This is a genomic window from Burkholderia sp. USMB20 (genome assembly GCF_000949135.2).
GTDB lineage: Bacteria > Pseudomonadota > Gammaproteobacteria > Burkholderiales > Burkholderiaceae > Burkholderia.
Genome location: NZ_JTAN02000013.1, coordinates 153,582 through 177,857, shown reverse-complemented (window position 1 = coordinate 177,857; position 24,276 = coordinate 153,582). Strand labels below are relative to the sequence as shown.

24 protein-coding genes and 1 pseudogene are annotated in these 24,276 nt (G+C 67.4%); 11 read left to right on the top strand and 14 right to left on the bottom strand.

All coding sequences use genetic code 11. From position 1 onward, the window contains the following. Positions 1-41: 41 nt before the first annotated feature. Together cysE and PL79_RS18130 are read right to left on the bottom strand one after the other, a co-directional pair. Entirely contained in the window at positions 42-815 is a 774-nt protein-coding gene (cysE, locus tag PL79_RS18135) for a serine O-acetyltransferase (protein ID WP_044847978.1), read from the bottom strand. A gap of 328 nt (positions 816-1,143) precedes the next feature. Further along, positions 1,144-1,968, bottom strand: coding sequence for an RNA methyltransferase (locus tag PL79_RS18130; protein WP_044847979.1), 825 nt, complete (start codon positions 1,966-1,968; stop codon positions 1,144-1,146). A gap of 280 nt (positions 1,969-2,248) precedes the next feature. Between PL79_RS18130 and PL79_RS18125 the strand changes: the two genes are divergently transcribed. The 8 genes from PL79_RS18125 (at position 2,249) to PL79_RS18090 (ending at position 12,094) form a co-directional block, all read left to right on the top strand. Then, a complete protein-coding gene (locus PL79_RS18125; RefSeq protein WP_044847980.1) occupies positions 2,249-3,052 on the top strand; it encodes an inositol monophosphatase family protein in 804 nt (267 codons plus the stop codon). 66 nt (positions 3,053-3,118) lie between these two features. After that, a complete protein-coding gene (locus tag PL79_RS18120; RefSeq protein ID WP_044847981.1) occupies positions 3,119-4,741 on the top strand; it encodes an NAD(P)/FAD-dependent oxidoreductase in 1,623 nt (540 codons plus the stop codon). A 211-nt stretch (positions 4,742-4,952) separates the two neighbouring features. Then, positions 4,953-5,858 (top strand): helix-turn-helix transcriptional regulator, encoded by a 906-nt coding sequence (locus PL79_RS18115; RefSeq protein WP_044847982.1) that lies wholly within the window; start codon positions 4,953-4,955, stop codon positions 5,856-5,858. A gap of 346 nt (positions 5,859-6,204) precedes the next feature. After that, complete coding sequence (locus PL79_RS18110) at positions 6,205-6,591, top strand: DUF2946 domain-containing protein (RefSeq protein WP_193759855.1); 387 nt, start codon at positions 6,205-6,207, stop codon at positions 6,589-6,591. A 111-nt stretch (positions 6,592-6,702) separates the two neighbouring features. Further along, positions 6,703-7,635 carry a hypothetical protein gene (locus tag PL79_RS18105; protein WP_044847983.1) on the top strand — a complete coding sequence of 311 codons (933 nt, stop codon included), beginning with the start codon at positions 6,703-6,705 and terminating at the stop codon, positions 7,633-7,635. Then, positions 7,635-8,012, top strand: a complete 378-nt coding sequence (locus PL79_RS18100; protein ID WP_044847984.1) for a copper resistance CopC family protein — start codon at positions 7,635-7,637, stop codon at positions 8,010-8,012. Before PL79_RS18105 ends, PL79_RS18100 begins: the two co-directional genes overlap by 1 nt. A gap of 169 nt (positions 8,013-8,181) precedes the next feature. Next, complete coding sequence (gene mutS / locus PL79_RS18095; protein WP_044847985.1) at positions 8,182-10,839, top strand: DNA mismatch repair protein MutS; 2,658 nt, start codon at positions 8,182-8,184, stop codon at positions 10,837-10,839. Next, the gene (locus PL79_RS18090) at positions 10,820-12,094 is read left to right on the top strand and encodes a hypothetical protein (protein WP_044847986.1); all 1,275 of its coding nucleotides are present in this window, start codon (positions 10,820-10,822) and stop codon (positions 12,092-12,094) included. The genes mutS and PL79_RS18090 overlap by 20 nt, the downstream gene beginning before the upstream one ends. On the opposite strand, the gene PL79_RS18085 is transcribed toward PL79_RS18090, so the two are convergent. Continuing rightward, entirely contained in the window at positions 12,074-12,616 is a 543-nt protein-coding gene (locus PL79_RS18085) for an FKBP-type peptidyl-prolyl cis-trans isomerase (protein ID WP_044847987.1), read from the bottom strand. The two genes, PL79_RS18090 and PL79_RS18085, sit on opposite strands and share 21 nt — an antisense overlap. Before the next feature lie 32 nt (positions 12,617-12,648). Here PL79_RS18085 and PL79_RS18080 point away from each other — a divergent pair, with 32 nt between their 5' ends. Continuing rightward, on the top strand, positions 12,649-13,869 hold the full coding sequence (locus tag PL79_RS18080) for a cupin domain-containing protein (protein ID WP_044847988.1): 1,221 nt from the start codon (positions 12,649-12,651) through the stop codon (positions 13,867-13,869). Between the two features lie 54 nt (positions 13,870-13,923). Next, positions 13,924-14,169 carry a hypothetical protein gene (locus tag PL79_RS37195; RefSeq protein WP_011657350.1) on the top strand — a complete coding sequence of 82 codons (246 nt, stop codon included), beginning with the start codon at positions 13,924-13,926 and terminating at the stop codon, positions 14,167-14,169. 20 nt (positions 14,170-14,189) lie between these two features. On the opposite strand, the gene PL79_RS36165 is transcribed toward PL79_RS37195, so the two are convergent. From PL79_RS36165 to PL79_RS18020, 11 genes and pseudogenes are all read right to left on the bottom strand, one after another. Then, positions 14,190-14,372 carry a hypothetical protein gene (locus PL79_RS36165; protein ID WP_185500420.1) on the bottom strand — a complete coding sequence of 61 codons (183 nt, stop codon included), beginning with the start codon at positions 14,370-14,372 and terminating at the stop codon, positions 14,190-14,192. A gap of 122 nt (positions 14,373-14,494) precedes the next feature. After that, positions 14,495-15,271 carry an MBL fold metallo-hydrolase gene (locus PL79_RS18065; RefSeq protein ID WP_044847989.1) on the bottom strand — a complete coding sequence of 259 codons (777 nt, stop codon included), beginning with the start codon at positions 15,269-15,271 and terminating at the stop codon, positions 14,495-14,497. Between the two features lie 4 nt (positions 15,272-15,275). Continuing rightward, the gene (gene bamC, locus PL79_RS18060) at positions 15,276-16,421 is read right to left on the bottom strand and encodes an outer membrane protein assembly factor BamC (RefSeq protein WP_044847990.1); all 1,146 of its coding nucleotides are present in this window, start codon (positions 16,419-16,421) and stop codon (positions 15,276-15,278) included. A 111-nt stretch (positions 16,422-16,532) separates the two neighbouring features. Beyond that, entirely contained in the window at positions 16,533-17,438 is a 906-nt protein-coding gene (dapA, locus tag PL79_RS18055; RefSeq protein WP_044847991.1) for a 4-hydroxy-tetrahydrodipicolinate synthase, read from the bottom strand. A 47-nt stretch (positions 17,439-17,485) separates the two neighbouring features. Further along, positions 17,486-18,088, bottom strand: coding sequence for a class I SAM-dependent methyltransferase (locus PL79_RS18050; protein WP_044847992.1), 603 nt, complete (start codon positions 18,086-18,088; stop codon positions 17,486-17,488). Between the two features lie 9 nt (positions 18,089-18,097). Continuing rightward, positions 18,098-19,300 (bottom strand): tryptophan--tRNA ligase, encoded by a 1,203-nt coding sequence (locus PL79_RS18045; RefSeq protein ID WP_044847993.1) that lies wholly within the window; start codon positions 19,298-19,300, stop codon positions 18,098-18,100. A gap of 8 nt (positions 19,301-19,308) precedes the next feature. After that, complete coding sequence (locus PL79_RS18040; protein ID WP_044847994.1) at positions 19,309-19,971, bottom strand: site-2 protease family protein; 663 nt, start codon at positions 19,969-19,971, stop codon at positions 19,309-19,311. Positions 19,972-20,016: 45 nt separating this feature from the next. Beyond that, on the bottom strand, positions 20,017-20,649 hold the full coding sequence (locus tag PL79_RS18035; protein ID WP_044847995.1) for an L-threonylcarbamoyladenylate synthase: 633 nt from the start codon (positions 20,647-20,649) through the stop codon (positions 20,017-20,019). 79 nt (positions 20,650-20,728) lie between these two features. Continuing rightward, positions 20,729-21,559, bottom strand: coding sequence for a 3',5'-nucleoside bisphosphate phosphatase (locus PL79_RS18030; protein ID WP_044847996.1), 831 nt, complete (start codon positions 21,557-21,559; stop codon positions 20,729-20,731). 82 nt (positions 21,560-21,641) lie between these two features. Beyond that, positions 21,642-22,532 carry an alpha/beta fold hydrolase gene (locus PL79_RS18025; RefSeq protein ID WP_044847997.1) on the bottom strand — a complete coding sequence of 297 codons (891 nt, stop codon included), beginning with the start codon at positions 22,530-22,532 and terminating at the stop codon, positions 21,642-21,644. Positions 22,533-22,740: 208 nt separating this feature from the next. Further along, a pseudogene (locus PL79_RS18020) lies at positions 22,741-23,591 on the bottom strand (ferritin-like domain-containing protein). A gap of 152 nt (positions 23,592-23,743) precedes the next feature. On the opposite strand from PL79_RS18020, the gene PL79_RS18015 reads away from it, so the two are divergent. Continuing rightward, the gene (locus tag PL79_RS18015; protein WP_044848174.1) at positions 23,744-24,268 is read left to right on the top strand and encodes a gamma carbonic anhydrase family protein; all 525 of its coding nucleotides are present in this window, start codon (positions 23,744-23,746) and stop codon (positions 24,266-24,268) included. The last annotated feature ends 8 nt before the right edge of the window (positions 24,269-24,276 follow it).

Sequence of the window (24,276 nt, the reverse complement as noted above, 5' to 3'; positions counted from 1 at the left end):
GACACGACCGCAGCGGCCGGCCGCCGCCGGCATGCGCCGCGTTAAGCCTGGCGCTCGACCGCCTTGCCTTCCAGCACCGCCGACAGCCTGCGCAGATCGAGACGCGCCGCGTCCGCGCCCTGCAGCGTTTCCAGATGCGTGCCGAGTTGCTCGAGCGCCGCGACGATCTCGTCGACGCGCCGGCTTTCCTTCGCCGCGTGGTCGATCAGGCCGTGAATCGCGAGCGACATCGGGTCGTCCGCGTTCGGCGTGATCCCGTACGCGCAGAACGCGGCGCGCTCGGGCTGCGGCTTCGGTTGCGCCGGCATCACGATGCGCGCCGGATTGCCGACCGCGGTGCCGCCTGCCGGCACCGGCTTCACGACGACCGCGTTCGAACCGATCTTCGCGCCCGCGCCGACGGTGAAACCGCCGAGCACCTTCGCGCCCGCACCGACGATCACGCCGGCCTCGAGCGTCGGATGGCGCTTCGCGCCGCGCGTGAGCGACGTGCCGCCGAGCGTCACGCCCTGATAGATCGTGCAGTCGTCGCCGACGATCGCGGTTTCGCCGATCACGACACCCATCCCGTGATCGATGAACACGCGCCGGCCGATCGTCGCGCCCGGGTGGATCTCGATACCCGTCAGGAAGCGCCCGGCCTGCGACGCGAAGCGTGCGAGCCAGTAGCGCTTCGCGCGCCAGCACGCATGCGCGAAGCGATGCAGCACGAGCGCGTGCAGCCCCGGATAACAGGTCAGCACTTCCCAGGCACTGCGAGCGGCGGGATCCCGCTCGCGAATCGTCGCAACGTCTTCGCGCAGTCTGGTGAACATGATCGGGTCTGGGCTGGGGAAAAGGCCGGCACGCCCGCCGGCAACGGCCGGTCGTTATCGCGCCGGGTAATTTGCTTATGATGTTCGGCGATTGTAGGGCCACTCGCCCGCGGCCGCACAGCGTCGCGCGTTCACCCCGTCGGCGGCGCGGGTATTCGCGCGGGACGCCCGTCGTGGCCAGGTAACGCGGTTATGCGGTTATGCGGTCATCCGGTGGCCGGGCACGGACCGGGCACCCCCGTCGCGGCGGCCGATGCGACACGCCGGCTGCAGGCGGAGCGCATCCGTCGAACGCATGAGCGGCCCGGCCGCGGCGTACTTCGGCCGCTTACGCGTCGCCTTCGGGCGAGCCGGACTTCAGCAGGATGTGCTTCGCGATGCCGCGCAGGATGTTGACCTCCTCGCGCTCGAGGCCGGTGCGCGCGAACAGGCGCCGCAGCCGCGGCATCAGCTTCTTCGGGTTGCGCGGGTCGAGAAAATCGAGCGCGACCAGCGCGTTCTCGAGGTGCGCGTACATCCGCTCGATCTCGTCGCTCTGCGCGAGCGTGCCGACTTCGGCCTGCACGTCGCGCGACGCCTCGCTTCCCTGCTCCAGGAACGCGACACGCAGTTCATACGCGAGCACCTGCACGGCCTGCGCGAGGTTCAGCGAACTGTAGGCCGGATTCGCCGGGATATGCGCAAGCGCGCGGCACTGCTCGACGTGCTCGTTCGCGAGGCCCGTGCGTTCGTTGCCGAACACGAGCGCGATGTCGCCGGCGCCGACCTGCGTATGCGCCTGTTCGGCGGCCGCGCGCGGCGCAAGGCGCGGCGGCCCGTATTCGCGCGTGCGCGCGGTCAGCGCGATCGACCAGTGGACGCCGGACAGCGCGTCGCCGAGCGTGGGCACGACGTGCGCGGACGCGAGGACGTCGTCCGCGCCGCTCGCCATCGCGATCGCCTCGGGGTCGCTCTGCACGTGCGGCACGCGCGGCGCGACCAGGACGAGCCTGGAGAAACCCATCGTCTTCAGCGCGCGGGCGGCCGCCCCGACATTGCCGGGATGGCTCGGCTCGACGAGCACGAAACGGGTGGAGGTGAAGCCGCCGGACGGCGGCGGGGACGAAGCCGTGCCCGATTCGGACGGCACGGCGGGGTTCTGCGGGGTTTCCACTACATACGACTCGGTTCGTCAGAATGGCAGTATGGTATCGCCATCGCCCCGGCAAACCCACTCGTCCGGACGGCCAGTGGGGTTTCCCCGCATCCCGGTCACCTGAAACTCCCGAAAATCGGGTAAAATCATGCGTTTACGCGCCGCACCCCGTGCGACGCGGGTCGTACCCTGCTCTTTGTCAATTCGCGTCTCATCTCGCCCGGCACCTTTTGCGCCGTTCCGGGCGGTGTGTTCCACTTCGTGGCGGCCCGTGCCGCCGGCTACAGGATCCAGGCTCATGCATCCCATGCTCAACATCGCTGTCAAGGCTGCGCGCCGCGCCGGACAGATCATCAACCGTGCGTCCCTCGACCTCGACCTGATCGAGATCCGCAAGAAGCAGCAGAACGACTTCGTCACCGAAGTGGACAAGGCCGCCGAAGAGGCGATCATCGAGACGCTGAAGACCGCCTACCCCGACCACGCGATCCTCGCGGAAGAATCGGGCGAATCGGAGAACGAATCCGAATTCAAGTGGATCATCGATCCGCTCGACGGCACGACCAACTTCATCCACGGCTTCCCTTACTACTGCGTATCGATCGCGCTCGAGCACAAGGGCGTCGTCACGCAGGCCGTCGTCTACGATCCGAACAAGAACGACCTGTTCACGGCCACCCGCGGCCGCGGCGCGTACCTGAACGACCGCCGCATCCGCGTTGGCCGCCGCGACCGCCTGGCGGACGCGCTGGTCGGCACGGGCTTCCCGTTCCGCGAGAAGGACGGCCTCGACGCCTACGCGCGCCTGTTCACCGAAATGACCCAGGCCTGCACGGGGCTGCGCCGCCCGGGCGCGGCCGCACTCGATCTCGCGAACGTCGCGGCCGGCCGTCTCGACGCGTTCTTCGAGCAAGGCATCAACGTGTGGGACATGGCGGCGGGCAGCCTGCTGATCACCGAAGCCGGCGGCCTCGTCGGCAACTACACGGGCGACGCCGATTTCCTGCATCGTCATGAGATCGTCGCGGCGAATCCGAAGATCTACGCGCAGATGATCCCGATCCTGAACCGCTACAGCTACATGCATCCGGCAGCGGAGTAAATCCGCGCCGCGCCCGCGCCCGTCTCAACACCGCCACGACTTCGTGGCGACCGTATCCGAATACTCATGTTACGGCTAAGCGAACTTAAACTCCCGCTCGACCACCCCGAGAGCGCCCTCGAAGCCGCGATTCGCGCGCGCCTCGCGGAGCTTGGCGTGGCGGCAGACGGGCTCCTCCGTTACACGGTGTTCCGCCGTGCGCACGATGCGCGCAAGCGCTCCGACATCAAGCTCACGTACATCGTCGATGTCGAGGTCAAGGATGAAGCGGCCGTGCTTCCGCGACTCGCCGGCACGCCGCATTGCGGCGTGACGCCCGACATGGCGTACCACTTCGTCACGAAGGCGCCCGAGCACGGCAACTTCCTGCGCCCGGTCGTCATCGGCATGGGGCCGTGCGGCCTGTTTGCGGGGCTGATCCTCGCGCAGATGGGTTTCCGCCCCATCATCCTCGAACGCGGCAAGGCCGTGCGCGAGCGCACCAAGGACACCTTCGGCCTGTGGCGCAAGAGCGTCCTCAATCCCGAGTCCAACGTGCAGTTCGGCGAAGGCGGGGCCGGGACGTTTTCCGACGGCAAGCTGTACAGCCAGATCAAGGATCCCCATCACTACGGCCGCAAGGTGCTCGACGAATTCGTCAAGGCCGGCGCGCCGGAGGACATCCTGTATCTGAGCCGGCCGCACATCGGCACGTTCCGCCTCGTCAGCATGGTGGAAAAGATGCGCGCGACCATCCACGAACTGGGCGGTGAAGTGCGCTTCGAAACCCGGGTCGAGGACATCGAGATCGATCAGGGCAAGGTGCGCTCGCTGACGCTGTCGAACGGCGAAACGCTCCGGTGCGATCACGTGGTGCTGGCCGTGGGCCACAGCGCACGCGACACGTTCCAGATGCTGCACGATCGCGGGGTGTATGTCGAAGCGAAGCCGTTCTCGCTGGGTTTCCGGATCGAACATCCGCAGGGGCTGATCGATCGCAGCCGCTTCGGCAAGTTCGCGGGTCACAAGCAGCTCGGCGCGGCCGACTACAAGGTGGTTCATCACTGCAGCAACGGACGCGCGGTCTACAGCTTCTGCATGTGCCCCGGCGGCACGGTGGTCGCGGCGACCTCCGAGCCGGGCCGCGTGGTCACCAACGGCATGAGCCAGTATTCGCGCGCCGAGCGCAACGCGAATGCGGGCATCGTCGTCGGCATCACGCCGGAGGACTATCCGGGCGGGCCGCTCGCGGGCATCGCGTTCCAGCGCAAGTGGGAAGAACGCGCGTTCGAACTCGGCGGCGGCGATTACAGCGCGCCGGGCCAGCTGGTCGGCGATTTCATCGCAGGACGGCCGTCGACGTCGCTCGGTTCCGTGGTGCCGTCGTACAAGCCGGGCGTGCGCCCGACCGACCTCAGCACCGCGCTGCCCGACTACGTGATCGAAGCCATTCGTGAAGCGCTGCCGCAGATCGACAAGAAGATCGCCGGCTTCGCGATGCACGACGCGGTGCTCACCGGCGTGGAAACGCGCACGTCGTCGCCGATCCGGATCCGGCGCAAGGACAATTACCAGAGCATGAACGTCGAAGGGTTGTATCCGGCCGGCGAAGGCGCCGGGTATGCCGGCGGCATCTATTCGGCAGCCATCGACGGTATCGAGGTCGCGCAGGCGGTGGCGCTCGATCTGATGTCGGCGCACGCGTCCTGATCTTGCCCGTCGGGCCCGGCGCACGAAGGTCCGTGCGCCGGGTGATCCAGCAGTATCTGCACCCTGCCTGACAAGGCTCGCCACGCGAAGCTCCCCCCTCTTTGCGATGCGCCGCGGCCATTAGTGGTCGATGTGCCGAACGCGACCGATGCCAGGCCAAATTTCGCTTTGGTATACTCCGCGGCCGAATTCTCCACGTTTCCACGAATCCATGACCGCCGCACAGTCGGACAACGCGTCATCTGATTTCATGCCGGCCGACCTCAGGCAAAGCGTGGTCACGCAGACGCTGCCGCACGCCCAGGTCGGCATCAGCCGACTGCAGACATCTCGTAGAAATATTGGCCGAACCGCGCCATACGAACTTGAAGACGCCGATCTCATCGTGTTGCAATTGCGCGCGTTCGGCGAACAGGAATTGTGGCTTGACGGACGTGTTGCTCGTTTCGTCCCCTATGACGCGGGGACCGTCACGATTCACGACCTCGATCGCAACTGGGTTTCCGACCTGAAGGGGGCGTTCGACTGCATCCATTTTCACCTCCCGCGCCGAACGCTGGAGGAGACAGTCGATGAAATCGGTGGCAGGCAGCGGCCCCAGCTTTACTTGCCGCCGCATTTGAGTGCGACGGATCCGGTCATCCATCGCCTGGGCCAAGCCCTGCTCCCCGCCCTGGCGCGGCCCGAACACGCATCCCAGCTGTTTATCGACCACGTCGCGCTCGCCTTCCAGACGCATGTCGCGCGTCTGTACGGCGGCATCGGCGAGCGGCGGGAGAAGTCGACCGGCAAACTCACGGCGTGGCAGGAGCGCGTGGCGAAAGGCTTTCTGCTCGAACACCTTACCGGCAACATCTCGATCGCCGATGTGGCGAAAGCGTGCGGCCTGTCTCGTGGCCATTTCGTGAAGGCCTTTCATCAGACCACCGGGTTACCGCCCCATCGCTGGCTGATCAATCAGCGCATCGAACGCGCAATGATGTACATGCGCACATCGTCCATGCCGCTGCAAATGATCTCGGATGCATGCGGCTTCGCCGACCAGAGCCACTTCACGAGAACATTCACGCGCCTGACCGGTGTTACGCCGCGTCGTTGGCGCATGGACAACGTTTGAGGAGCGTGGCCGACGCGAGCTTTGCGCGTCGCATGAACGCCCGACCCGCCACCGCACCTGCCGACGTCACGCCGATGAAGCCAGCGGTACCTGCGCGTCATCCGACCAAGCATCGACCAGGCGATGTGGCCCGAGCCTACGCCATGAAACGCCTGCACCGGCCGCTCCCGCCGCCCGAAGCGGCCGGTCGCGTCTGGCGCAAACGAACGCCCGACATGCGTCAGAACAGGCACGAAATTCCTCCCGTTGCGTATGCACGAGGCGGGAGATTACCCATCGGGGGCGGTCCGGCACGCATGCCATAATTTCGGCAACGCGCCTGCTGGTGCATGATTCCGCCAAGGTCATGTCAGCTCTGCTTCGCAGGAAGATCGGCAGCATTCTGGGATTGCTTGCGATCCTGCTGACGACGCTTGCGCCGACGGTGTCGCAGAGCCTGTCGTCCGAGCGAGCATTCGAGGCGGTATCCGGGTCGTTCTGTACAGTACGGAGCGAGGACGGTCCGGATGTCACCGCCCCCGACCATTCATCGTTGCCCGGGAAGGCAGTTCACTGGCAGGCGTGCGCATATTGCGGGCTGCTTGCCGACATGCCGGTGCTACTGGGCGGAACCTCGGGATTCGTGCCGACGGACCGGGCCGCTCATCCGGCGTTGGCGCCCCTGTTGCAGGCACCCCGCAGCGCTTTCCGATTTACCGCGGCACAGCCGCGCGCCCCTCCGCTTTCATCCTGAACGAGTCAGCCAGCGGCGATGCTTGTGACATTGCATCGCCGGTGCTCGCGCGTCCTTTGTCTTTTGACGGACCCGCGAGCGCATCGACGCGATCTTCAGAACGGGGGGACCATGTACACCCAACCTGCACGCAATACCATGCCGGCGCTTGTAGCGTCCGTCATTCCAGCCGCATTTGCCGTCCTGCTGCTTTTACCGTCCGTTGCAACGGCTCACGCGATTGCCGGCAACCGCGTGTTTCCGGCGACCATGGCGGTCGACGATCCCGGCGTCGGGGACGAACTCAACCTCGAGTTCGGCCACCTCCAGTCCGACACGGATGACGGCGACAAGCAGAACAGCAACACGACGACACTCGAATGGGACAAGCTGATCACGTCCCGTTTCCAGCTATCCGTGACCGGCACGTACGTCAATCTCAATGCGCCCAATGACGGCTCGGCGCGCGGTTTCGACAACTGGCAGGTCGGTGCCAAATACCGCTTCTACGTCAATGAAAGGCATGAGCTCATGGCCTCCGTCGGCGCGACCGCGGAGCTGGGCGGAACGGGGGCGAGGTCGATCGCCGATCCGCACTCGGCGATCACGCCGACGCTGTACTTCGGCAAGGGCTTCGGCGACCTGCCAGACAGCCTGAAGTACCTGAAGCCGCTGGCGATCACGGGCACCGTCGGCCCCCGCTTGGCATTGAACCGTGCCGATCCGAATTCGTTGAACTGGGGCGTCACCGTGCAATACAGCCTGCCCTATCTGCAGCACTTCGTGCGCGACGTGGGCCTCAAGGCGCCGTTCGACAGCCTGATCCCGGTCGTCGAGTTGCCGATGAGCACGTGCACCGCCAGTCCGTGTTCGGGCCATACGACCGGAACGATCAACCCCGGCGCGTTGTGGCTGAATCGCTGGGGCCAGCTCGGCATCGAGGCGCAGATTCCGGTCAATCACGCGAGCGGAACGGGCGTGGGCATCCTGTTGCAAGTACACCTTTATCTCGATGACATCCTGCCCCGCTCGATCGGCAAGCCGCTGTTCGGCAACGGAGAATAATGATGCGCAGATTCGACCGATTTCATTCCGGGGCATGCGCAGCGGCCTTCGCGACGGGCATCCTGACCGCGTCGACGGCATTCGCCCATGTGTTTCCGCAGAAACAATCGCCGTCCGCGGGCGCGGAAGTAGCGGCGCCGGCAGGCGTGACGATCATCTTCGACGGACCGCTCGAACCCGCATTCAGCTCGCTCAGCATCAGCAATTCGGCGGGCAAACAGGTGAACACGGAAAAGGCGGAAGTCGACCCGAATGACACGAAGTCGATCCACGTGGCACTGCCGCCATCGCCGCCCGGCACGTACACGGTGCACTGGGTGGCGGTCGCGTCGGACGGGCATCGCACGCACGGCGATTATTCGTTCAAGATCAGGTAGCGGATCCGGCGACGTCCAGCCGATTTCGGGTGCTTCGGACCTCCGACCGTCCAAGCCGGCAGCGGCTTGTCGCGGCCGCCGGCAACTGGCCGAACGGCGAACTTCGCGCGTGCACATGGAAGCGACTGGTAAACTCGGGCAACCAAAGCAACAACTTCCTGCCTGACCTATGACCACGCTGTCGCCCGAAGCCTTCGCCGGCCACACTCCGATGATGCAGCAGTACCTGCGCATCAAGGCCGATCACCCCGACACGCTCGTCTTCTACCGGATGGGCGACTTCTACGAGCTGTTCTTCGAGGATGCGGAGAAAGCCGCACGCCTGCTCGACCTGACCCTCACGCAACGCGGCGCCTCGGCCGGCACGCCGATCAAGATGGCCGGCGTCCCGCATCATGCGGTCGAACAGTATCTGGCGAAGCTCGTGAAGATGGGCGAATCGGTCGCGATCTGCGAGCAGATCGGCGACCCCGCCACGTCGAAGGGGCCGGTCGAGCGCAAGGTCGTGCGCGTCGTCACGCCCGGCACGCTGACCGACGCGGCACTGCTGTCCGACAAGAACGACGTCTACCTGCTCGCGATGTGCACGGGCCACAACAAGCGCGGCGTCGCGGTCAACATCGGCCTCGCGTGGCTGAACCTCGCGAGCGGCGCGCTGCGGCTCGCCGAGATCGAACCCGACCAGCTCGGCGCCGCGCTCGAACGCATCCGGCCGGCCGAAATCCTGACGGCGGACGGCGCGACCGACGCCGTGCCCGCGGGCGCCGGCGCGATCAAACGCGTGCCGGCATGGCACTTCGATATCGCATCGGGCACGCAGCGCCTGTGCGACCAGCTCGACGTCGCGGGCCTCGACGGCTTCGGCGCGCATTCGCTGACGAGCGCATGCGGAGCCGCCGGCGCACTGCTGCTGTACGCGGCCGCCACACAGGGTCAGCAATTGCGTCACGTGCGCAGCCTGAAGGTCGAGAACGAAACCGAATACATCGGACTCGATCCGGCGACGCGCCGCAACCTCGAGCTGACCGAAACGCTGCGCGGCACCGAATCGCCGACGCTGTACTCGCTGCTCGACACCTGCTGCACGACGATGGGCAGCCGCCTGCTGCGTCACTGGCTGCATCATCCGCCGCGCGCGTCGGTCGCCGCGCAGTCGCGCCAGCAAGCGATCGGCGCACTGCTCGACGCGCCCGCGAACGCGAGCCTCGACGCACTGCGCAGCGCGCTGCGCCAGATCGCCGACGTCGAACGGATCACCGGGCGGCTCGCGCTGCTGTCCGCGCGGCCGCGCGACCTGTCAAGCCTGCGCGACACGTTCGCCGCGCTGCCCGCGCTGCGCGAGCGCATCAGCGCGATCGTCGCGAACGCGGATGCGCTCGCCCGCGTCGACACGGCGCTCGCGCCGCCCGCCGAATGCCTCGACCTGCTGACGAGCGCGATCGCCCCCGAGCCGGCCGCGATGGTGCGCGACGGCGGCGTGATCGCGCGCGGCTACGACGCGGAGCTCGACGAACTGCGCGACATCTCCGAGAACTGCGGGCAGTTCCTGATCGATCTCGAGGCGCGCGAGCGCACCCGCACGGGCATCGCGAACCTTCGCGTCGAATACAACAAGGTGCACGGCTTCTACATCGAGGTCACGCGCGGCCAGACCGACAAGGTGCCCGACGACTATCGCCGCCGCCAGACGCTGAAGAACGCCGAGCGCTACATCACCCCCGAACTGAAGACCTTCGAGGACAAGGCGCTGTCCGCGCAGGAACGCGCGCTGGCCCGCGAGCGCGCGCTGTACGACGGCGTGCTGCAAGCGCTGCTGCCGTTCATTCCGGAGTGCCAGCGCGTCGCGTCGGCGCTCGCGGAGCTCGACGTGCTCGCCGCGTTCGCCGAGCGCGCCCGCACGCTCGACTGGGTCGCGCCCGCCTTCACCGACGAAATCGGCATCGAGATCGAACAGGGTCGCCACCCGGTCGTGGAAGCGCAGGTCGAGCAGTTCATCGCGAACGACTGCCGGTTCGGCGCCGAGCGCAAGCTGCTGCTGATCACCGGCCCGAACATGGGCGGTAAGTCGACCTTCATGCGGCAGACGGCGCTGATCGCGCTGATGGCGTACGTCGGCAGCTACGTGCCCGCGAAATCGGCCTGCTTCGGCCCGATCGACCGGATCTTCACGCGGATCGGCGCGGCCGACGATCTCGCCGGCGGGCGCTCCACCTTCATGGTCGAGATGACCGAAGCCGCGGCGATCCTGAACGACGCGACGCCGCAGAGCCTCGTGCTGATGGACGAAATCGGCCGCGGCACGTCGACGTTCGACGGCCTCGCGCTCGCATGGGCCATCGCACGTCACCTGCTCGCGCAAAACGGCTGCTACACGCTGTTCGCGACGCACTACTTCGAGCTGACGCAGCTGCCGGCCGAATTCCCGCAGGCGGCCAACGTTCATCTGTCGGCCGTCGAGCACGGCCACGGCATCGTGTTCCTGCACGCGGTCAACGAAGGCCCGGCGAACCAGAGCTACGGGCTGCAGGTCGCGCAACTCGCGGGCGTGCCGGCGCCGGTGATCCGCGCCGCGCGCAAGCATCTCGCGTATCTCGAACAGCAGTCGGCCGCCCAGCACACGCCGCAGCTCGACCTGTTCAGCGCGCCACCCGCCGCGGCCGACGAACTCGCGTGCGCGGATGCGCCGGCGCCGGCCGACGTCCCGCATCCGGCACTCGAAAAGCTGCGCGACATCGATCCCGACGACCTCAAGCCGCGCGAGGCGCTCGACCTGCTGTACGAACTGCGCACGCTCGTCCGCTCGCACGATGTCGACGGGCACGCGTAAAAGCCTCCTGTCGGGCCGGCCGGCCCGCGCCGCCGCAACCGCACTGGTCGCGGCGACGCTCGCGCTCGTGCAGGCGAGCGCGCTCGCGGCGCCGCCCAAGCGTGCCGCCGCTCCCTACTCGTTCGCGATCGTGTCGGGCGTCATCAACGCGCCGGCCGACGAGCCGGCCGCGCAGCGGCTGTTCGAATCGATCGCGCGCGAGCGCAATCTGGCCTTCGTCGTCTATGCGGGCGACCTCAAGGGTGCGAAGGAAGCGTGCCGCGACCCGCTGTACACGCAGCGCGGCGCGATCCTGGGCGCATCGCGCGTGCCGCTCGTGTTCATTCCCGGCCACGACGACTGGGTCACGTGCAACACGGCGGCCGGCGGCAGCTACGATCCGGTCGAACGCCTGGACTTCCTGCGCCAGACGCTGCTGGCGGACGCCGCGCTGCCCGACGCCGGCACGCTGCAGATCACCCGCGAAAGTGAAGTCGCGCGGTTCCGGCCGTATCGCGAAAATGCGCGCTGGATGCATGACGACGTCGTCTACGTCGCGCTGAACGCACCGGCGCCGAACAACCACTATCTGACGGCCGGCGGCCGCAACGGCGAATTCGAGGACCGCATCGTCGCGAACGGCTTCTGGATCGACCACGCGGCCGAATACGCGAAGCGGCGCGAAGCGCGCGCCATGGTGGTGATGTTCGAAGGCGATCCGCAGTTCGATCGCTACGAGCGGACCGAACGCTTTGCGTGGTTGCGTTTCAACCGGCCGCGCGTGCGCGACGGCTTCCGTGAACTGAAACGAACGCTGGTGAAGGCGGCGGCGACATTCCGCGGCCCGATTCTGGTGATGCACGCGAGCAGCGAGCCGCTTGCGAATGGTTTCCTGATCGATCGCCCGCTGCATGCGGACGACGGTGTGCTGGTGGGAAATGTGACGCGTGTCGCGATCGGACCGCGTCAGCCGGCGAATCAGTGGGTGAAGGTCAACGTGTCGCCAGCCCGGCAGACGATCTTCAACGTGAGCCTGCAGGACGTGCCGAAGAATCTGCCGACCCCGCCCGCGCTGCCGGTCGTGCCGCGCGACGAGGTCCCGCTGCCGCAGATGCCGGAGATCCCGGCCTTGCCGGCCCTGCCCGACTCGTCGTCGGTCGCGCCGCCGCTGCAGGGCGACGGCACGACGCCGGGCGGCGCCTCGTGGCCCGCGCCGCCCCCTGCGTCGGGGCCGGCGCCCGGCCTGCCCGCCAGTTCAGTGCAGGGTGCGCCCTGACGGTGCGTCGCCGTCCTCGTCTTCGTCCTCGTCGACGATTTCGAGGCCTTCCGCGCCGTGCGCGTGCTCATGCTCGATCTCGTCCTCGGTCGCTTCGCGAACGTCCTTGACCGTGAGCGCGAAACGCAGCGCCATGCCCGCGAGCGGGTGGTTGCCGTCGAGCACGACCTTGTCTTCGGCGATGTCGGTGACCGTGTAGATCAGCGAATCCACTTCCTCGTCGCCGTCTTCCGGCGTGCCTTCGAACTGCATGCCCACTTCGATCGGCTCGGGAAAACGATCGCGCGGCTCGATCTTCACGAGTTCGGGATCGTAGTCGCCGAACGCATCCTGCGGCTCGAGCTGAACCTGCGCCTGGTAACCGGGCTCCTGGCCGTCGAGCTGTTCCTCGATCTTGGGGAACGTGCCATCATAGCCGCCGTGCAGATAAACCATCGGCTCGTCGCTTTCCTCGATCAGATTGCCTTGCGCATCCGACAGCTTGTAAGCGACCGACACGACGGTGTTTTTTGCGATTTTCATCCAATTCTCCCAAATACAAGTCTCATTATACGATGCGCAACCGGTCTCAAGCCGAACCGCGGGATGCCGCTGACGCCCCGCTCGGCGCGCCGCCTTCCGATCTTCCCACGCCGCTGCTCGGCGGCCTCACGCCGGCGCAATTCATGCGCCGCTACTGGCAGAAAAAGCCGCTGCTGATCCGCCAGGCGATCCCCGGCGTGAAGCCGCCTGTCACGCGCGACGCATTGTTCGAGCTGGCAGCCGACTATGACGCCGAATCGCGACTGATCACCCATTTTCGTAACAAGTGGCAACTTGCGCACGGCCCGTTCGAGCCGGGCGCGCTGCCGGCCATCTCGCGCAAATCCTGGTCCCTGCTCGTGCAGGGGCTCGACCTGCACGTCGACGCGGCGCGCGCGCTGCTCGACCGCTTTCGCTTCATCCCGGACGCGCGTCTCGACGACCTGATGATTTCGTACGCGACGGACGGCGGCGGCGTCGGCCCGCACTTCGACTCGTACGACGTATTCCTGCTGCAGGTCGAAGGCCGGCGCCGCTGGCGCATCGGTGCGCAGAAGGACCTGTCGCTGCAGCCGGACGTGCCGCTGAAGATCCTCGAGCATTTCGAGCCGAGCGACGAATGGGTGCTGGAGCCGGGCGACATGCTGTACCTGCCGCCGCACATCGCGCACGACGGCGTGGCCGAAGGCGAATGCATGACCTGCTCGATCGGCTTCCGAGCGCCCTCCGCCGGGGAGCTGGGCGCGCAATTCCTGTACTACCTCGCGGAACGCGGCGGCCTGCGCGACGAGCGCGGCGACGCACTCTACCGCGACCCCAAGCAGCCGGCGGTCGACACCCCCGCGCAACTGCCGCCGGCGATGGTCGAGCGCGTCGCCGAGATCGTCGAGGCGATCCGCTGGCGCAAGCGCGACGTCGCCGAATTCCTCGGCTGCTACCTGAGCGAGCCCAAATCGAACGTCGTATTCGAGCCGCCGGCGCGGCCGCTGTCCGAGGCCGCGTTCGTCGCGCAGGCATCGCGCCGGGGCGTGCATCTCGACAGACGCGCCGCATTGATGTATAACGCGCGATCGTACTTCATTAATGGCGAGGAACAACCGCTCGAGCAAGCCGGCGAATGGCTGCCCGAACTGGCCAATCTCCGCCACATGGAGGCGAAACGGTTTGTAACACTATCCCGGGCTCCCTCGATGACAGCCTTGCTGCACGAATGGTATTGTGCGGGCTGGCTGCGGGTCGGATACCGGATTTAGTGGGCCGCCCCGTATGCCCGTGCAGATCAAATTCTGTATGGGAAAGACAACGTATTGACCCCGCATTTGTCGACGGTCGATAGGAAAGTGCATATAATTTCCGCCCAAGCCGTAGGGAAGATTCACGCTCTAGAAGTGCGTCTCCACCAGCGGCCCAGGTCGGTGTTGGAGCACATTACCGGTATTGTTTCGCGCTGTTGCTTACCTTTAACCATAAAAGGACGTGATCATGAAGAAATCCCTCCTCGTAGCTTCCCTGTTGGCTGCTGTTGCACTGGCTGCTTGCAACAAGAGCGCTGATCAAGCTGCTTCGTCGGCTGCTAGCGACGCATCGGCTGCTGCTTCGTCGGCTGCTTCGGCAGTTGCTGGTGCTGCGAGCGACGCTTCGGCTGCTGCTTCGTCGGCAACGGCTGCTGCGAGCGACGCAGCTGCTGCTGTGGCGTCGGCTGCTTCGGCAGCGACGGCTGCTCCGGCTTCGGGCGCAAGCCAGTAAGCCTCAGCATCAGCTGAAAAAAAACCGGCCCTTCGGGCCGGTTTTTTTACGTCTGTCGGTTCCGCGCATCGCACCCGGCAGGCAAGCAGGCCAAGCCGCCGCCCACCCCTTCCCGCGCCGCTCTGCGCCCGCTCAACCGAGCGTCAGCCAGTCGAAGCCCGCGTCCTGCGTGGCCACGACCACCTCCTCCCCGTCCGTTCCCAGCACACCGGCAAACGCCTGGCGGGCCAGCTCGGGCCGGTTGTTCTGCTGGCTCAGGTGCGCCGCGACCAGATGCTGGAGGCGACTGCGTTCGAGCGATGCGAGGATGCCGGCGGCGGCATCGTTGCTCAGGTGGCCATGATTGCCGCCGATCCGCGCCTTCAGCGACTGCGGATAGCGGCTCCCGGCGAGCATCGCGGTATCGTGGTTGGATTCGAGCACCAGCGCGTCACAGCCGCTCAGGACGGTCGTGATGTGCGGCGTGGCCATGCCGACGTCGGTCAGCACGCCGAGCCGGCGACAGCCGTCCATGAAGACGAACTGGAGCGGTTCCCGCGCGTCGTGGGGCACCGTATAGGGCATCACGGCCAGATCGCGTATCGCGGCCGTCTCGTCGCCCCACAACACGTGGAGATCGACATCGGCCTCGTCCGCGCCCACTGCGCGCGCCGTGCCCCAGCTCATGTAGAGCGGCAGCGACCCGCGCCGCGCGAGCGTCAGCGCGCTGCCGACGTGGTCGCTGTGTTCGTGGGTGATGAGGATCGCATCGAGATCGTCGATGCCGAGATTCAGGCGGCCGAGGCGGCGCTCGATCTCCTTCGCAGAAAAACCGCAGTCGAGCAGCACGCGGGTGGTCGTCGTGCCGCTCGACACCTCGACGACCAGCGCGTTGCCTTCGCTGCCGCTACCAAGGCTGGCGAAGCGCACGCGGTCAGTTCAGCTGGGCCTGCAGCAGCGAAATGAGCCGCTGCGCGTCCGACGAGTTGTCGACCTGGCCGTTCGCGTCGACCACCGCGACCTGCGTACCGCCATTGCCCTGCGCGCGCACGTTGACCAGGTATTCCTTGCCCGGCTTGGCCGCCGACGGGCCGCCGTAGAACAGCTTGCCGAACAGCCCGTCGCGCTTCAGCTCTTCCATCGTGTTCGCGTAGCGGACGGTGTACAGGCCCTTCTCGCGGTCGCGATTGTCGACCGCGAAGTTGGTACGGTCGAGCGCGAGACCGACGCGCAGCCACGCACGGTCGAACGATTCCGCCAGCTGCAGCGTCGCGGCGCCGCCGCTCGTGTCTGCGACCTTCGCCGGCGCCGTCGCGGGACGCGCATCGGTCAGCAGCTGCTTCGCCTGCGCATCGCTCAGGCCGAACTTCTGCATCAGCTTCGACAGGAACACGGCTTCGAGCACCGGGTTGCGCGGACGCTCTTCCCAGCGCGACGACGTGCCGCCCTGCGGACCGACCATCATTTCCTCCATCGCGCTGTGCGTGATCGAGATGTCGGTGTTGCCGTCCGGCGTGCGGTTCACGAGCGTGCGGAAACGGTCGCGCGTGCCCGACGAGTATGCGAAGTCGATGACCTTGCCGATCGTGCGGCGGAACCAGTCGTCAGGAATGTTCGCGCGGTTCTCGGCCCAGTCGGTGGCCATGATGCCGGTCGACGGTGCGTCGGTCTTCAGCGAGAAGCCGTTTTCCTGCCAGAACTCCTTCAGGATCGGCCACAGCTGCTCGGGCGTGCGCCCGTCCACGACGAGCCAGCGGCGATCGCCGTCGCGCTCGATATGCATGCCGAGCGGATCCTGCGCGCTCGGGACGCCGTCGGTCGCGTTGCCGGAGGCCGTGGTCGCCCGCGGCGGCAGCGTGCCGAGACCGGCGTTGCTCGGCGGCGCGACGAACTGCTGGGTCGTCGGCACCGGCTTCAGGTCGCTCGGCACCGCGAGCGGCGGCGCCGAACCCGTGTTCTTGTAGTTGACCCGGTCAGGAGCCAGATAGTCGTTCAGCGTATCGCAGCCGGCGAGCGCGCCCAGCGCCAGCGCCACCACCGAAACCTGGATGGCGCGAGAGGAAAAGGCGAAACGTTTCATGAAATCCTTCGTCTTGCTAGAACGCTCGTCAGGAGCGGCGCCGGACGGAGCCGGCCGGTGCGGGTTGATGAGGGGTCGAGCCGGCGGCCGCAGGACGCGGCCGCCTGAGCCTCAGGCGAGGACGCCGGCCTCGACGAGGGCCGAACGTACGACATCGTGGCAGCGCTCGTCGAGCGGCGTAAGCGGCAGGCGGATGCCGCCCTGCATCTTGCCCATCGCCTGCAGCGCCCACTTCACCGGAATCGGGTTTGCCTCGATGAACAGGTTCTTGTGCAGCGACAGCAGCTTCATGTGCAGCTCGCGCGCCGTTGCGACGTCGCCGGCCAGCGCTGCACGGCACAGGTCGCTCATCGCGCGCGGCGCGACGTTCGCCGTCACCGAGATGTTGCCGTGGCCGCCGAGCAGCATCAGCGCGATCGCGGTCGGATCGTCGCCGCTGTAGATCGCGAAATGCTTCGGCGCGGCCTTGATCAGGTGCGCGGCGCGATCGATGTTGCCGGTCGCTTCCTTCACGCCGATGATGCCCGGCACCTGCGCGAGGCGCAGCGTCGTCTCGTGCGCCATGTCCGCGACGGTGCGGCCCGGCACGTTGTACAGGATCACCGGCAGGTCGACCGCTTCGGCGATCGCCTTGAAGTGCCGGTACATCCCTTCCTGCGTGGGCTTGTTGTAGTACGGCACGACCTGCAGCGTCGCGTCGGCGCCGACGGCCTTCGCGTGCTTCGTCAGTTCGATCGCCTCGGCGGTCGAATTGCCGCCTGCGCCCGCGATGATCGGGATGCGCTTCGCCGCATGCTCGACCGCCGTGCGGATCATCAGGATGTGCTCTTCGACGTTGAGCGTTGCCGACTCGCCGCTCGTGCCGACCACGACGAGTGCGTCGGTGCCTTCCGCGATGTGCCAGTCGATCAGTTTGCGAAACGCCGGCAGGTCGAGACTGCCGTCTTCGAGCATCGGGGTGACGATCGCGGGGATGCTGCCGCGGATTTGAATGCCGTCTTGGGTGCCGTTAGCCATGAAACGCGATTGATTGATGTACCGGTAAACGTTGAGATTGTAGCGGATTAGCCGGGCAGTTCGTAACGTGGAATTCCCGCCCCCGCCGTCGGGGTCGCGCCCTCGCGTACCGCGCAGATGCGCTGCACGAACGCCTCGCGCGGCGCGGCGACGAATCCGTCCTCGTACGCGACCACCCGCAGGCGGCCGCGCACCGCGTCCAGCAGCTCGCCCGGGGCGAGCAGGAACGCGGGGTTGGACGGTTTGCCGACCGTTTCGTTTCCTTGCGCGAAGGTTTCGTAGATCAGCACGCCGCCCGGCGCCACCGCATCGAGCAGATGGGGCCAGAGCGGACGGTGCAAATAATGGGTGACGATCACCGCCGCGAACGACGCGCCGGCCGGCAGCGGCCAGGGCGCGCCCTCGAGATCGGCGTCGTGCGCGTCGACGCCGGGAATCGCGCGCAATGCGGCCAGCGCGGCCGGATCGCGGTCGAGCGCGACGACCGGATGCCCGTGCGACGCAAACCAGCGCGCATGGCGGCCGCCGCCCGCGGCGACGTCGAGCACCGCGCCGCCCGCCGGGACGAGCCGCGACCACCGGCTGACCCAGCGCGACGGCTCGGTCTGGGCGACGTGGCCGCCCGCGGCGGCAATGACGGGTTCGCGCATGCCGTCAGGTCAGGTGTACGACAGGCCCATCGCCTCGCGCACGTCGCGCATCGTCTCGACCGCGTGCTTGCGCGCCTTGTCGCAGCCGTCCGCGACGATCGCGCGCAGCAGCGACGGATCGTCCATGTACTTCTGTGCGCGCTCGAGCATCGGCTGCTGTTCGCGCAGGATCCCTTCGACGACCGGCTGCTTGCAGTCGAGGCAGCCGATGCCCGCCGAGCGGCAGCCGCTCTGCACCCACTGGTGCGTCGCTTCGTCCGTATAGACCTGATGCAGCTGCCACACCGGGCACTTGTCGGGATCGCCCGGATCGGTGCGGCGCACGCGCGCCGGATCGGTCGGCATCGTGCGGACCTTCTTCGTGATCGTCTCCGCGTCCTCGCGCAGGCCGATCGTGTTGCCGTACGACTTCGACATCTTCTGGCCGTCGAGGCCCGGCATCCGCGACGCTTCGGTCAAAAGCGCCTGCGGCTCGACCAGGATGATCTTGCGCGCGCCTTCGAGATAGCCGAACAGGCGCTCGCGGTCGCTCATCGACAGGCTTTGCGATTCCTGCAGCATCGCGCGCGCCTGTTCGAGCGCCTCGTCGTCGCCCTCCTGCTGGTACGCATTGCGCAGTTCGTGATAGAGCTTCGCGCGCTTGCCGCCGAGCTTCTTCGCGGCCTCGAGCGCCTTCTCCTCGAAGCCCGGCTCGCGGCCGTACAGGTAGTTGAAGCGGCGCGCGATCTCGCGCGTCATCTCGACGTGCGGCACCTGGTCTTCACCGACCGGCACGAGCGAGCCGCGATACAGCAGGATGTCGGCCGCCATCAGCACCGGGTAGCCGAGGAAGCCGTAGGTCGACAGGTCCTTGTCCTTCAGCTTCTCCATCTGCTCCTTGTAGGTCGGCACGCGTTCGAGCCAGCCGAGCGGCGTGCTCATGCCGAGCAGCAGCGCGAGCTCCGCATGCTCGGGCACCTTGCTCTGGATGAACAGCGTCGCCTGCGCCGGATCGATGCCGGACGCGAGCCAGTCGATCAGCACGTCCCACACGTTCTTCTCGATGACCTCGGGCGTTTCGTAGTGCGTCGTCAGCGCATGCCAGTCGACCACGCAGAAGAAGCACGGGTACTCGGACTGCAGCTTCACCCAGTTTTTCAGCACGCCGTGGTAGTGGCCGAGGTGCAGCGACCCGGTGGGTCGCATGCCGGAGAAAATACGATCTGGGAACATGATTGTCGTTAGAAAAGCGAGGCGAAGGGAGACAGGATGGCGCTCAGCACGCCGGCCGCGGCGTTCACGAGCGGGCGCAGCCAGAAATTCGTCAGCACGCCCGTCGTGACCAGCACGAGGACGATGATGAAACCGTACGGCTCGATGCGTGACAGCGCGATCGATTGCTTCGGCGGCAGCAGTGCCGCGAGGATGCGGCCGCCGTCGAGCGGCGGCAGCGGAAACAGGTTCAGCACGCCGAGCACCAGGTTCGCGCTGACGCCCGCATAGGCCATCCGCGTGAAGAACGGCTCGTCGATGCCGGCCGCGGGCAGCACGATGGTCAGCACGCCCCAGACCAGCGCCTGCACGAAGTTGCAGGCCGGACCCGCGAGCGCCACCCACAGGCTGCCCCAGCGCGGATCGCGCAGGTTGCCGAACGATACCGGCACCGGCTTCGCATAGCCGAACAGGAAAGCGCCGCCGGTCAGGAAATACATCACGAGCGGAATCGCGATCGTGCCGAGCGGATCGATGTGGCGCATCGGGTTGAACGACACGCGCCCCATCATGTAGGCGGTGTTGTCGCCGAGCAGGCGCGCGGCATAGCCGTGCGCAGCCTCGTGCAGCGTGATCGCGAAGATCACGGGCAGCGCGTAGACGGCGATGGTCTGAATCAGGGAAGCGTCCATATCGCGTTATTGTAACAAGCGCACTCGCGCAAAAATGAATGGCGCTTACGCGGCCGCCAGCCCGAACGGTTCGAGCGCGCCGCGCCCCGCGCGCACGAGCTGCGGCGCGTCGCCCGTCAGGTCGATCACCGTCGACGGCTCGCGCGGACACGCGCCGCCGTCGATCACGAGATCGACCTGCTTCTCGAGCCGCGCGCGGATGTCGTCGGGATCGTTCAGCGGCTCGTCGTCCGGCGGCAGGATCAGCGTCGTGCCGAGCAGCGGCTGGCCCAGCGACTCGAGCAGCGCGAGCGTGATCGCGTGATCGGGCACGCGCAGCCCGATCGTCTTGCGCGACGGATGCGACAGCCGGCGCGGCACTTCCTTGGTTGCCTGCAGGATGAACACGTACGGGCCCGGCGTCACCGACTTGATCTGCCGGTACTGACGGTTGTCCACCATCGCGAAGTTGGCCAGTTCCGACAGGTCGCGCACGAGCAGCGACAGGTGCTGCTTCTCGTCGAGACCGCGGATGCGGCGCACGCGCTCGACCGCGTCCTTGTCGTCGAGGTGGCACGCGAGCGCGTAGCTCGAATCGGTCGGCATTGCGATCACGCCGCCCTTGCTGACGATGTCCGCGGCCTGCTTGATCAGGCGCGGCTGCGGATTATCCGGATGAATCCTGAAGAACTGGGACATGGGGACACGTAAAGAGGGAGAAGTCGGATGCGCGCCTCGACGGCAGCGCGAACGGCGAACGGCAAGCGGCCGCGACGCGTCAGAGCCAGCGCTCCCAGACCGGTTTCAGGTCGGGCGGCAACGGCGGCAGGCTGCCGAGTTCGACGCGGCCCTCGCCCGGCGCATGGAAATCCGAACCGCGCGACACCTCGAAGCCGAAGCGGCGCGCGACGTCCGCGTATTCGCGGTACTGGTCGGGCGTGTGGCTGCCCGTGATGACCTCGATCGCCCGGCCGCCGAGATCGATGAATTCGCCGAAGAATGCGTCGAATTCGACCGGCGTATAGCGGTAGCGGCCCGGGTGTGCGACCACGGCCTCGCCGCCCGCCGCGCGAATCCATGCGACGGCGTCGGACAGCGTCGCCCAGCGGTGCGGAACGAACCCCGGCTTGCCGTCGCCGAGCAGGCGGTCGAACACGTCGGACGTCGATGCGGCATGGCCGTTCTCGACCAGGAAACGCGCGAAGTGGGTGCGCGAGATCAGGTCGGGATTCGACACGTACTTCAGCGCGCCTTCGTACGCGCCGGGGATGCCGAGCGTCTCGAGCTGCGCGGCGATCGCCTTCGCGCGGGCCGCACGGCCGTGGCGCGTACGGTACAGGCCGTCGACGAGCGTCGGGTTCGACGGATCGATGTGCAGCCCGACGATGTGCACGGTGCGCGACGCCCACGTGACCGAAATCTCGACGCCGCTCAGATAGCGCATGCCGAGCGCTTCCGCCTCGCTGCGCGCCGCCGCCTGGCCGCCGATCTCGTCGTGGTCGGTCAGCGCCCACAGGGTCACGCCGCCGGCATGGGCGCGGCGCGCGACGTCGGCAGGCGACAGCAACCCGTCGGAAACATTCGAATGGCAGTGGAGATCAGCGTTCATTGGCGGTATGGCAGGTGAAGCTTCATTCTACTGCAATGCGGCAAATGCGCCGCCCGCCTGCCCCGCCGCTGCCGCCGCCGGCCTATGCGCAGAACGCCTCGATCAGCGCCGCGACCTGCTCCGGCTGGTCGTGATGGACCATGTGGCCGGCATCCTCGACGAGCTTTTCGCGCCAGTCGGGGAACGCGCCGAAGCGCGCCTTGAACTCGGCCAGCGGGATGTCGCCCGCGATGTAGGCGAGCGTCGGCGAATTGACGGCCTCGACGTGCAGCACCTTCGCGCGCACCTGCTTCCAGACGGCCATCACCTCGTCGAGCCGGTACAGCTGCGGGCCCGCCATCTTGTGCGCGGGATCCGCCAGCAGGTGATACAGGCCGTCGTCGCCGCGCTTCGACCAGTGCGCGGCGAGGAACGCCGCGCGGCGCGGATCGAGCCGCGGATTGGTCTTGGTCAGCCGGGCCGCCACGTCGTCGTGCGACGCGTACGGGCGCAGCACCGGCGGCGCGCGCAGCTCGTCGAGCCAGCCGCGCAGCCGGCGCGGCGCCTGCTCGGCCCGCGCGGGGGCGAGCCCGAACCCTTCGAGGTCGACCACGCGCCGCACGCGCTCCGGCCGCGCGCCCGCGTACAGGCACACGACGTTCGCCCCCATGCTGTGCCCGACCAGGTTGACTTCGCCGGTCGGCGCATAGTGATCAACCAGCGCGTCGAGATCGCCCAGGTACTCGTGGAACCAGTAATGACCGCCGCCCTGCCGCGCGACCGGCCAGTCGGACAGGCCGAAGCCGCGCGCATCCGGCGCGATCACCTGCCAGTCGCCCGCGAGCGCGTCGACGACGAACTGGAACGATGCCGCGACGTCCATCCAGCCGTGCAGCATGAACAGCGTCGGCGCATCGGGCCGGCCCCAGCGCCGCACATGCAGCTTGACACCGCGGACGGTGACGAAATCCGAAACAGAACTCGAGGCATTCATTGCAGCCGCCAAAAAAAGAATGGTCGTTCGATTATAGCGATGACACTTCCGTTCCGGCGCCCGGCAGTCGAGGCTGCGCTCTAGCGACGGTGAGCCGACGGTACGTGTCCGGCGCATCGGCTGCCACGGAAATGCCGCCGAGCGGCCCGTGTGGCCAGCCGGCGGCAGCGTTCGCCCGCCCGTCCGGAGCCGGCGGCGCCCGCTCGCCCTAACCCGCCGCCGGGCCGTCCGGCATGTCCTGCGCGGCGAGTTCGTCCAGCTCCGCCTGCTCGAATCCCGCGGTGCGGCGCGCGTCGAAATTGAACGGGCCGCGCAGCCGCGGCGCATGGTACCGCTCGGCAAGCTCGCGGTAGGTGGGAACCGGATCGCGGCCGGCGGCGTCGCACAAGTGCCGGAACCAGCGGTTCCCGATCGCGACATGGCCGATCTCGTCGCGCAGGATCACGTCGAGGATCGCCGCGGACGCGTCGTCGCCCGCCTGCATGAGCCGCGCACGGATCGGCGGCGACGCGTCGAGCCCGCGCGCCTCGAGGGTGCGCGGCACGAGCGCCATCCGCGCGAGCACATCGGCCTTGGTCCGCTCGCACATCTCCCACAGCCCGTTGTGCGCGGGGAAATCGCCGTACGCATGCCCGAACCCGGCCAGCCGGTCGGACAGCAGCGTGAAGTGATAGGCCTCCTCGGCCGCGACCTTCAGCCAGTCCGCGTAGAACGCGTCGGGCATGCCGGCGAAGCGCCACACGGCGTCGAGCGCGAGGTTGATCGCGTTGAATTCGATATGCGCGAGCGCGTGCAGCAACACCGCGCGCCCCGCGGGCGAGCGCATGCTGCGGCGCTCGAGCTGGCGCGGCTCGACGAGCGGCGGGCGCGCCGGACGGCCGGGCAGGTCGCCGGCTCGTCAGGCCGAGCGCCGGCGCGATCGCGGCCTGTCCGGCGAGCAGCGCGTCATACAGCGCACGGACCTGCGCGCCTTCGCGGCCGGCTCGGCGATCCGCAGCGCGTCGAGTGGCGGCGCGGCGCACGCAACGGCGGCGCCGCGGTAAGGGAAAAAGGCTGCATGCGTCATCAAAACGGGGGCACCATTCGCGCGCATCGCGGGAGCGCACGCACGCGACGGTTTACAATAAGCGTTTGTGCCGTCACGCAACGCGCCCGGCACGCCAGACGCGCCATTCTACCGGCGCCCATCATCGAAGAGACCAGGAGACTCCGTGACGATCTACAAACTGGGCGAGACGGCCCCGACGATCCACGAAAGCGTATTCGTCGCCGATACGGCGGCCATCATCGGCAAGGTCGTGCTGGAGGAAAACGCGAGCGTCTGGTTCGGCGCGACGATTCGCGGCGACAACGAGACGATCACGGTCGGCACCGGCAGCAATGTCCAGGAAGGCGCGGTCCTGCATACGGACCCGGGCTTTCCGCTGACGATTGCCGAAAACGTGACGATCGGGCACCAGGCGATGCTGCACGGGTGCACGATCGGCGAGGGTTCGCTGGTCGGGATTCAGGCGGTGGTCTTGAATGGAGCGGTGATCGGCCGCAACTGTCTGGTCGGTGCCGGCGCGGTCGTGACGGAAGGCAAGACGTTCCCGGACAATTCGCTGATTCTCGGCGCCCCGGCGAAAGTCGTGCGCGAGCTGTCGGCAGACGACATCGCGCGGCTGCGCGCCAATGCGAAGACGTACGTCGAGCGGCGTGCGCATTTCAAGGAGCAACTCGTGCGGATCGGCTGATTCGCGCG

Excerpts from the sequence above, each read along its gene's own strand:
- PL79_RS18100 (WP_044847984.1), top strand. The coding sequence starts at position 7,635 with ATGATGCGCAGATTCGACCGATTTCATTCCGGGGCATGCGCAGCGGCC.
- PL79_RS18045 (WP_044847993.1), bottom strand. The coding sequence starts at position 19,300 with ATGTTCCCAGATCGTATTTTCTCCGGCATGCGACCCACCGGGTCGCTG.
- mutS (WP_044847985.1), top strand. The coding sequence starts at position 8,182 with ATGACCACGCTGTCGCCCGAAGCCTTCGCCGGCCACACTCCGATGATG.
- bamC (WP_044847990.1), bottom strand. The coding sequence starts at position 16,421 with ATGAAACGTTTCGCCTTTTCCTCTCGCGCCATCCAGGTTTCGGTGGTG.
- PL79_RS18085 (WP_044847987.1), bottom strand. The coding sequence starts at position 12,616 with ATGAAAATCGCAAAAAACACCGTCGTGTCGGTCGCTTACAAGCTGTCG.
- PL79_RS18105 (WP_044847983.1), top strand. The coding sequence starts at position 6,703 with ATGTACACCCAACCTGCACGCAATACCATGCCGGCGCTTGTAGCGTCC.
- PL79_RS18125 (WP_044847980.1), top strand. The coding sequence starts at position 2,249 with ATGCATCCCATGCTCAACATCGCTGTCAAGGCTGCGCGCCGCGCCGGA.
- PL79_RS18115 (WP_044847982.1), top strand. The coding sequence starts at position 4,953 with ATGACCGCCGCACAGTCGGACAACGCGTCATCTGATTTCATGCCGGCC.
- PL79_RS18090 (WP_044847986.1), top strand. The coding sequence starts at position 10,820 with ATGTCGACGGGCACGCGTAAAAGCCTCCTGTCGGGCCGGCCGGCCCGC.
- PL79_RS36165 (WP_185500420.1), bottom strand. The coding sequence starts at position 14,372 with ATGCTGAGGCTTACTGGCTTGCGCCCGAAGCCGGAGCAGCCGTCGCTG.
- PL79_RS18025 (WP_044847997.1), bottom strand. The coding sequence starts at position 22,532 with ATGAATGCCTCGAGTTCTGTTTCGGATTTCGTCACCGTCCGCGGTGTC.
- PL79_RS18120 (WP_044847981.1), top strand. The coding sequence starts at position 3,119 with ATGTTACGGCTAAGCGAACTTAAACTCCCGCTCGACCACCCCGAGAGC.
- PL79_RS18050 (WP_044847992.1), bottom strand. The coding sequence starts at position 18,088 with ATGCGCGAACCCGTCATTGCCGCCGCGGGCGGCCACGTCGCCCAGACC.
- PL79_RS18040 (WP_044847994.1), bottom strand. The coding sequence starts at position 19,971 with ATGGACGCTTCCCTGATTCAGACCATCGCCGTCTACGCGCTGCCCGTG.
- PL79_RS18110 (WP_193759855.1), top strand. The coding sequence starts at position 6,205 with ATGTCAGCTCTGCTTCGCAGGAAGATCGGCAGCATTCTGGGATTGCTT.
- PL79_RS18030 (WP_044847996.1), bottom strand. The coding sequence starts at position 21,559 with ATGAACGCTGATCTCCACTGCCATTCGAATGTTTCCGACGGGTTGCTG.
- dapA (WP_044847991.1), bottom strand. The coding sequence starts at position 17,438 with ATGGCTAACGGCACCCAAGACGGCATTCAAATCCGCGGCAGCATCCCC.
- PL79_RS18035 (WP_044847995.1), bottom strand. The coding sequence starts at position 20,649 with ATGTCCCAGTTCTTCAGGATTCATCCGGATAATCCGCAGCCGCGCCTG.
- PL79_RS18080 (WP_044847988.1), top strand. The coding sequence starts at position 12,649 with ATGCGCAACCGGTCTCAAGCCGAACCGCGGGATGCCGCTGACGCCCCG.
- cysE (WP_044847978.1), bottom strand. The coding sequence starts at position 815 with ATGTTCACCAGACTGCGCGAAGACGTTGCGACGATTCGCGAGCGGGAT.